Annotated in this window: 6 protein-coding genes and 1 pseudogene; all 7 read left to right on the forward strand. The window is 52.5% G+C overall.

What is annotated here, in order from left to right; genetic code table 11:
* The first annotated feature begins 58 nt into the window (after positions 1–58).
* Positions 59–937 (forward strand): RNA polymerase factor sigma-32, encoded by an 879-nt coding sequence (locus ACR0JI_RS11035; RefSeq protein ID WP_480475174.1) that lies wholly within the window; start codon positions 59–61, stop codon positions 935–937.
* Positions 934–1,758, forward strand: a complete 825-nt coding sequence (locus ACR0JI_RS11040; RefSeq protein ID WP_480475176.1) for a ChaN family lipoprotein — start codon at positions 934–936, stop codon at positions 1,756–1,758. Before ACR0JI_RS11035 ends, ACR0JI_RS11040 begins: the two co-directional genes overlap by 4 nt.
* Before the next feature lie 63 nt (positions 1,759–1,821).
* Complete coding sequence (coaBC, locus tag ACR0JI_RS11045; RefSeq protein WP_480494271.1) at positions 1,822–3,018, forward strand: bifunctional phosphopantothenoylcysteine decarboxylase/phosphopantothenate--cysteine ligase CoaBC; 1,197 nt, start codon at positions 1,822–1,824, stop codon at positions 3,016–3,018.
* A 15-nt stretch (positions 3,019–3,033) separates the two neighbouring features.
* Positions 3,034–3,315 (forward strand): annotated as a pseudogene (dut, locus tag ACR0JI_RS11050) (dUTP diphosphatase); the annotation flags it as partial.
* A gap of 928 nt (positions 3,316–4,243) precedes the next feature.
* Positions 4,244–4,882 carry a hypothetical protein gene (locus tag ACR0JI_RS11055; RefSeq protein ID WP_480494269.1) on the forward strand — a complete coding sequence of 213 codons (639 nt, stop codon included), beginning with the start codon at positions 4,244–4,246 and terminating at the stop codon, positions 4,880–4,882.
* A gap of 88 nt (positions 4,883–4,970) precedes the next feature.
* Complete coding sequence (locus ACR0JI_RS11060; protein WP_480494267.1) at positions 4,971–5,510, forward strand: site-specific integrase; 540 nt, start codon at positions 4,971–4,973, stop codon at positions 5,508–5,510.
* Positions 5,503–7,590 (forward strand): hypothetical protein, encoded by a 2,088-nt coding sequence (locus ACR0JI_RS11065; RefSeq protein WP_480494265.1) that lies wholly within the window; start codon positions 5,503–5,505, stop codon positions 7,588–7,590. Before ACR0JI_RS11060 ends, ACR0JI_RS11065 begins: the two co-directional genes overlap by 8 nt.
* Positions 7,591–8,327: the final 737 nt, after the last annotated feature.

The following is an 8,327-nucleotide window of genomic DNA, read 5'->3' on the forward strand; positions in this document are numbered from 1 at the left end:
TCGGTCATAGGTCGGCATGGCAAGCCCGGCCAACGCCTGCAAAACAGGGGAGAGGTTTATGGCTCTGGACAACGCGACAGATTTTTCGATGTCCCGGCAAGCGATGAAGGCCGAGTTGCTGGATGCGGAAACGGAACTGAAGCTGGCTTATGCCTGGCGTGACCAGCGTGACGAACAGGCACTGCACCGCCTGATCACAGCGTATATGCGGCTGGCAATTTCGATGGCAGCCAAGTTCAAACGCTATGGCGCGCCGATGAATGACCTTATCCAAGAGGCCGGTCTGGGATTGATGAAGGCCGCAGACAAGTTCGACCCTGATCGCGGCGTGCGGTTTTCGACTTATGCGGTGTGGTGGATCAAGGCGAGCATTCAGGACTATGTGATGCGGAACTGGTCCATGGTGCGAACGGGGTCCACCTCGGCGCAGAAATCGCTGTTTTTCAACATGCGTCGGGTTCAGGCCCGCCTTGAACGCGAGGCCGCGACCGAAGGTCTTGAACTGGATCGCCACCAGTTGCATCAGATGATCGCCACGGAAATCGGGGTTCCTCTGCGCGACGTGGAACTGATGGAAGGTCGGCTGTCAGGGTCGGATTTTTCCCTGAACGCGGTGCAATCCGCCGACGAAGACGGGCGTGAATGGATCGATGCGCTGGAAGATGAACGTGAACAGGCCGCCGAAGCAGTTGAACACACCCACGATACCAAACAATTGCGCCAATGGTTGCTGATCGCGATGAACGCACTGAATGACCGCGAGCGGTTCATTGTGCGCGAACGCAAACTGCGCGAGCCTGCGCGGACACTGGAAAGTCTCGGCGTCGAGTTGGGTCTGTCCAAGGAACGCGTGCGACAGCTTGAGGCTGCGGCGTTCGCAAAAATGCGCAAGAACCTTGAAGCCCAGTCGAGCGAGGTGCAACACTTCATCGCATGAAACAGCTTGCGATTCTTGCCTGTGTTCTGGGCCTTACGGTTACAGCAGCGCGACCCGGACTGGCGGAAAATCTTATTTCTGATGATGTGGCTCTCGCGATGCGGGATGCGGATGTGGTCATTCTGGGAGAGGTTCACGACAATCCCCGCCACCACCTTATTCAAGCTGAAGCGATTATGAAAATCTCACCCTCGGCTGTTGTCTGGGAGATGGTTACCGAAGAAGGCGCGCAACGGCTGGCGCAAAAAGCGGTGTCCAACCCTGAAGAGTTGAGCCGCATTCTGCAATGGGCAGAAAGCGGTTGGCCACCTCTTAGGCTGTATTATCCGGTGTTCAAGGCCTCAGGCGCGCCGGTTTACGGGGCCATGGTGCCGCGTGCTGCCGCGCGGGCCGCGATGGAACGCGGAGCAGCCACCGCGTTGGGTGCAGATGCGGCGCGCTATGGTTTGACTGTACCGCTGACGCCTGAGGAGCAGGAGGCGCGCGAGGCGGATCAACTGGCCGCGCATTGCGATGCTCTCCCGCCCGAGATGTTACCCCAGATGGTTGCGATCCAGCGACTGCGCGATGCTGTGCTGGCTCGCGCCGTGATGCGCGCGATGGAAGAAACGGGTGGCCCGGTTGCCGTGATCACTGGGAACGGACATGCGCGCAAAGACCGAGGTATCCCGACATATCTTGAACGGCTTCAACCCGGATGGAAGGTGGTCTCGGTCGGACAGTCTGAGGACGATATTATCGATGGCGACTTTGATCTCGTAATCGATAGCCCCACAGTAGAGCGTGAAGACCCCTGTGCGGCGTTTCAGGTTCAGAATTAATCGCTGGAACAACCTGCTGGCCTTGCCTAATGTCGGGGCCGACCGGGACAGGAAGGGCTGAACATGCTGTCATCCAAACGCATTCTGCTGATCATTGGCGGCGGAATAGCGGCCTACAAATCGCTGGATCTGATCCGCAGGCTGCGTGAGCGTGGCGCAGCTGTGACGCCTGTACTGACGCGTGCGGCAGAGGAATTTGTAACACCTCTGTCCGTGTCTGCTCTTGCCTCAGAAAAGGTCTATGGCGATCTGTTCGATCTGACCGCCGAGGCCGAGATGGGTCATATCCAACTGTCACGCTCTGCCGATCTGATTGTTGTGGCCCCCGCAACCGCGGACCTGATGGGCAAGATGGCCGGGGGGTTGGCAAATGATCTGGCATCGACCCTTCTGATGGCGACGGACACGCCTGTTCTATGTGCGCCCGCGATGAATGTGCGCATGTGGGAACACCCGGCGACGCGACGCAACCTGAAGCAGCTTCAAGCGGATGGCGTGGGCTTTGTTGGCCCAAATGAAGGTGATATGGCCTGCGGTGAATATGGCCCCGGACGCATGTCGGAACCGCTGGAAATCGTCGCGGCGGTTGAGGCGCAGCTTGCGGCAGGACCCTTGGTGGGAAAGCGCGTGCTGGTGACGTCGGGCCCGACGCATGAGCCGATTGATCCGGTTCGGTATATCGCGAACCGCTCTTCCGGGGCGCAGGGCTCGGCCGTGGCACAGGCGCTTGCGGATTTGGGGGCCGAGGTGATCTTTGTCACGGGCCCTGCTGACGTACCGCCACCGGCGGGTGTGCAGGTCGTGCCGGTCGAGACCGCGCAACAGATGTCGGACGCGGTTGATGCGGCGCTGCCCGTCGACGCGGGCGTGTTTGCGGCGGCTGTGGCAGATTGGCGCGTGGCCAGTGCGTCGGACAAGAAACTGAAGAAAAGCCGCGACGGTCTGCCGGTTCTGGAATTTGCCGAGAACCCCGACATTCTCAGACGCGTCTCGCGGATGGAAAATGGGCGCCCACCTTTGGTTGTCGGCTTTGCAGCCGAGACCGATGACGTGATCGAACATGCCACCGCCAAGCGACTGCGCAAAGGCTGTGACTGGATTGTTGCCAACGATGTCAGCCCTTCCACCGGGATCATGGGCGGGTCCGAGAATGCGGTTATCCTGATCTCGGACAGCGGAGCCGAGGAATGGCCGCGTATGGGCAAGACCGAGGTTGCGCGGCGGTTGGCAAGCAGGATCGCAGACGCGTTGGCGGGCTGAAGGAAAGGCAAAACCATGGTTGCAATTCGAGTGATCCGCGAAGACGGGGCAGACCCCGCCGTGGCGCTTCCGTCCTACGAAACTGCGGGTGCTGCTGGCGCGGACGTGCGTGCCAACTTGCCCGAGGGGGTTTCGATCATGCTGGAGCCCGGACAGCGGGCGCTTGTGCCGACCGGTCTGCGCATTGAAATCCCGCAAGGATACGAGGTTCAGGTCCGTCCCCGCTCGGGCCTTGCACTGAAACACGGGATCACGCTGCCCAATACGCCGGGCACTATCGACAGTGACTATCGCGGTTATCATCACTGATCTTTGTTGCGACTAGACAAGTCGTGAAGCTAATTTTATTTTTATGTCTGCTACGGTTTGCCAACGTTAGGCGACGGTGTTCACCAGTGTCGAAACGTAGCGTGGCCTGATTGGGCGAAGACCTCAAATATCGTAGCCCTATCAGGCCATGCGGGTTTAAGGGCGTGTAATGCGATAAGTTGTTTGTTGCTCAACAGCTCTGGAGCATCCCATAGTGCTGACGGAACAAGCTAAGCCGTTTTCGCTTTTGAGCCCGAAAAGTCTATCTTAATCACCACACTTCTTTTGAAGAAAACGAAAGATGCATGGCCATCCCCATCTTTAGCCCAAATTCACTCTACCGCTTCATCCAATCCCGAGTTCAGAAACAACGAAATCGTGGGAGCATTGTCATTGGACACGAGTGGTGAAGTCGAACCTGCAAAATGCAATCGGATTTTCTCTGTTGCAGTGTGTTCAGTTGGCAACACTCAGAACTTTGCGGGCATTTTGGTAATTCTTGTAAAGGCTTTGGAGAAAATCACCTGTTTTTTTTCTTTTCCTTGTTAGCCAAGAATTGATGAAAGGATAAGTGGGCCATTTAATCTTTGGCCAAGAATACAAACCTAATCAGTCGACTAAAAAGTACCATATTTTTTGGTCCTGTCATTTATTGCCGTTGGCTTTGTTCAATTTCGTGACTTCAAAAAAAACGCTTTTGCAAGGTTGGTTTAAACTCCAAATGTCGCCAACATGGCCGAGAGTTAAAGCGGACAAAGACATGAGTAATAGGCGACAAAAGTCTCAAGATTGTAGGCAACAGGTGACTCTAGCCCCGCCGAAAGTGCCAAATCAGTTATGGTACTTGGGAACTTGGCTATCCAAATTTTCAGCTTGCGAGACGCGATGCCGCGTTCGCTCATTGTGAGTGCCGATATTGGCCTTTTTTGTATTGCCGCGCGACGAAGACCTCAAAGAACGAGGGTTAGGTTTCTTGATAGGCTCGGGTGCCGGGGTTGTCTGGTCGAAAAACTGGGAGGTAATCACTGAGGTAACAGACTACTTGATAGCGAAAGCGACCAGTCGATGGCGCGGTGCGAAACAGCAATCGTTGTATTCAAGACTACATCGACCCGCCTTTAACACAATGAAAGCCGTTGGCAGTGATCTGACAAATTTCATTGACTGGTGCGAGAGTCGAAAGGTCGACTGGAAAACGATCAGCTACGAGCAACTTCTCCAAGGCTATCAGGAGCAGATGGAAACCGGTAGATGGAACCAAAGGACTAGAGGGCAAAAGCTCGCGGCCGCGACGATCAACCGCCGAATGGCTTATGTTTGTGACTTTCTTACCTACGCGGCAGCCACGGGTAGACGGTTACCATTTGAAGTTGCATGGGTGGATGTGCATCACCGTGGTCAACCAAAAAAAAAGGATCCAAAAGCGAAGTGGGAGCATCCGCCGCAATCCGAGAGAACTGAGGTTGCCAACGTCAACGGAGCTAAAAACTTGGATGCAGGGAGTGCGAGAGGAATTTGGGAATTCGCCAGCTTTAGCATTCAAAACAGCAATTAGATTGGGTCTAAGGCCCGAAGAAACGATCCTATTGCGCGCCGACCAACTGCCAAACGTTCCTACGGATTCTAACAGGCACACCGTAAAAATGACGCTAAAATTCGGAACAAAAGGAGGTAGGCGGCAAGGGGATCGGCAAAAAATGGGCAAGGAGCGGTTGATCAGAGTACCCGTTGATCTTCTGATCGAGCTTCACAACTACAAAAAGACGCGGCGAAAATTGTTACAGAGACGGTTTCGCAAGTTACATCCCAATCAACCCTATCCACCTCAACTATTCCTGACAGAGGCGAAAGGAAAGCCATTCGGTTATAGCTGGTTCTACCGCGTTTGGACTCAATCTAAGCCTCTGCCTTTTGAAGGTTTTTCGCCCCACTTGGCGCGTCATATTTGGGCTTGCTTTACATTACGCTGCAAGCTCAAGGAAGAATTTCAGCTTGCATCTGGATCCGGAGCAGCACGGACGGCCATTTCAAGGTCAACAGCAGAGACACTGATAAGAACATTCATCCAACCACAACTAGGGCATGTGGATGAACGGACTACGGAAATGTACTTAAGCTGGATTATCGATGAAGAAGAGCTTGCTTGGGGTACAGATGTCTGGGTGGACTATCTAAATGAGTAAGTATCTGAAGGCTCATCGTGAAAATGACTCAGAGCCACAGTTCGAACCGGTGAGTGCGAGGCTGTCGTCACGCTCTGCCTGCGGTGATCCCCTGAAATTCAACTACATATTGAACGACGGTCGCTTTGAACAAGTTGACCTCACTAGGTATCGAAACGGTTGTTCGAAGTTGGGAATAATGGGTTTCCCGACGCTCATTATGGAGCTTTTGCCTCAGTTTGAAGATTACCTTTTTCGCCAAAAGAGAACAAAAGGTGGAATTAAGGGTTGGATGCAATCAAGATTTCATCTTCTTTTTAGTTGGCTAACAGCGATGCAACGTGAAGTCGGGCGTTGCCCGGCTTCTGTTCACGAATTTACAAATGAAGATGGGCAACATTTAAAGGACTATCTCCTCTACACAAAAGGCGGGGCGCTCAAGTATAGAAAAAAGAACTTGAGCTGTATCTATTCTCTTTTGTCCACGGCTCGAGGCGACCATCAGAAATTGATGTGGCCCACCATTGAGGTGGGAGATCAACGAAAAATTATATCGGATAAACCGCCTGCTGCTTTCAAGGCAATTTACAATGCCTGCAAGCGCATTCTTGATGAGGGAGAGAAAAAATACCGTCTTGCAAGAAAGTGGCTGGCTACAGGCGAAGACCCCCGAGACATTGAAGGTATACGCGTCATGTATGTAAAAGGCCATCGCGGAGGGTTTGCCAATCCAGCGTGGCGCAACCCAGCTAACTTATGTGTTTTACAGGCAAAGGCGTTTTCCGACAAAGTTCTAGGAACAAGTAAGATCAGAGTTGTAGACGCAAAGAAGCTTCAAAATCATTTGAGCCGCGGAGGTACTTTAAGTACCGGGATTGCGACGAGGGATCTTATGGCGGCACTTGGGCCAACTCAACTCGAGGTTTGTGCTTCAGCCTTGATTGTTTCTATGGAAACGGGCTGGATTGATACTCTCGAAAACATTGATCTCCTTCAAGATTGGCACATATTTCGTCGCGGCTCAAACTATATGAAGCCAGGCAAAACAGACAGTGTAGTGATAAAGGCTGTCCGCCCCAAAACCAATAAACCTCAAATTGCAATCAGTGCTGCCGGTTCGAAGTTTCGGGCATTTCAAGTAATTAAGTCTATGGAGAAACGTTCGGAATTTCTACGCGCTTTAGCCAAAAAGAGACGAGTGATGCTTGAAACTGCAAAACAGACGCAGGAAGTAAAGTCGGAAATTGCTGACATTGATCACATCCTTAGATCTCCCTGGATCTACTACAATCTGAGAAACAGAGGAATAAAGGCTGTCGGGCACGACAGGCTGAGCCATATTATGTCAGCCAACCTGCCAAAAATAAGACAGAGGGCGATATCTGCGTCGGAAAGAAAAGGCTACAGCGAGAGCATAAAGTCAGCGATCAACAAAATAAGTTGGAAAGACTGCCGTGATGCCTTCGCGGCACATCTTTACTCTGCTAGCGCCGGAAACCTGTTCTTAGTCAAAAGGGCTCTCGGGCATGGTTCGATAGATGTAACACGAGGTTACCTTCGGCAAAGGCATTTAATTTGTGAGCATTTTGATGCGGCCCGAAAAGTTATCGACACAGCAGTTGAGGAGATCGATAAGGGACGCGCGCTGGACCCTACAATATTGTTCATGTCCGCAAACTATGATGATTTTGACGCGTCAGACCGTGTTCGCCTCCGTGCATTCAGAACTCGAATGGGCATGGGATGCAAAGACCCCCAAAACCCTCCTCCGCATTTGTCATCGGAAGCTAACACTGGGGCCTATTGTTCGGTACAGCGATGTATTTTGTGTAACCACGGTGTCGTGTTCAAGGAGTCATGGAAGAATCTGGCCGAACGGCATGCAGAACTTGTTTACCTGCGAAAACGGACGCTACCAAATCGATGGCTAACTTCGACATTTTCTTGGGAGTTGGAAGCGCTTGAACTTGTTAGAGATAGATTTCTGGCGTCAGTTGAACCCCGCTTTTCTGAGCATTCCGAACTCAAACTGTCAGAGCTAGAGGCTGGTCGTGCTTTCCTTTTTGACGATCATTCTTTGGTAGGGCGAGTCGATGAATAGTGGAGCACGCAAAAAACTGGTCCAAGACTACTATCGTCTCCTGCCAAGTAAGCCCAACCTTGAGCTTGCTTGGACTATGCCTTGGGAGTCGTTAGCTGACTTTCCTATTTCTCCGGTGTCCGACAATGATCCAGAAAGAAGCTGCATCGTTGACGATGATGTTTGGTGTGTTCCGGTTGAATGGTGCTCGAATAACCGTTCGCACCGGCACCACAGAACTATCGAATTTCAGCGAGCTATACCTCCTGGTTTTTCTCCTGAACACGCCAGTGGATTCATCAGGCGTTTAAAGCGAATTGCTTTGTTGGATCGATTCCAGACGGTTCGATTCAAGGTCAAAACGAGTTCTCCGAACGCGACGGGCACCTGGGTAAAAAATTGTCAGAGATTACTTCGTGCCGCCAGAGATTCTTTGGCGAACTATTGCCGTTGCGCCGAAGGTTCCACTTGCCCTGATGGGCTTACGGTGTTTGCCCACCTCTCTGTCGTGGAAATGCGGAGAATCTCCAGCGACAACATTGCATGGAACAACTCGTGCGTCGCCCGAATGAATGCTCTTTTCTCGGGTGGACTCTTCGATGATTGGCCAGCACCAGATGTTGCAAAGCTAAAAATTACTGCTCGTGAAAACTCACGGGCGAGTGAGTGTTGATTTCCGCTGAGAAGTGACCCGGTAAGCCAGATAATTTTCACTGAGAATTGACCCATGTGAGCACATTGCCCCGACGTTTTCGTTT

The organism is Ruegeria sp. N10, from assembly GCF_056531545.1.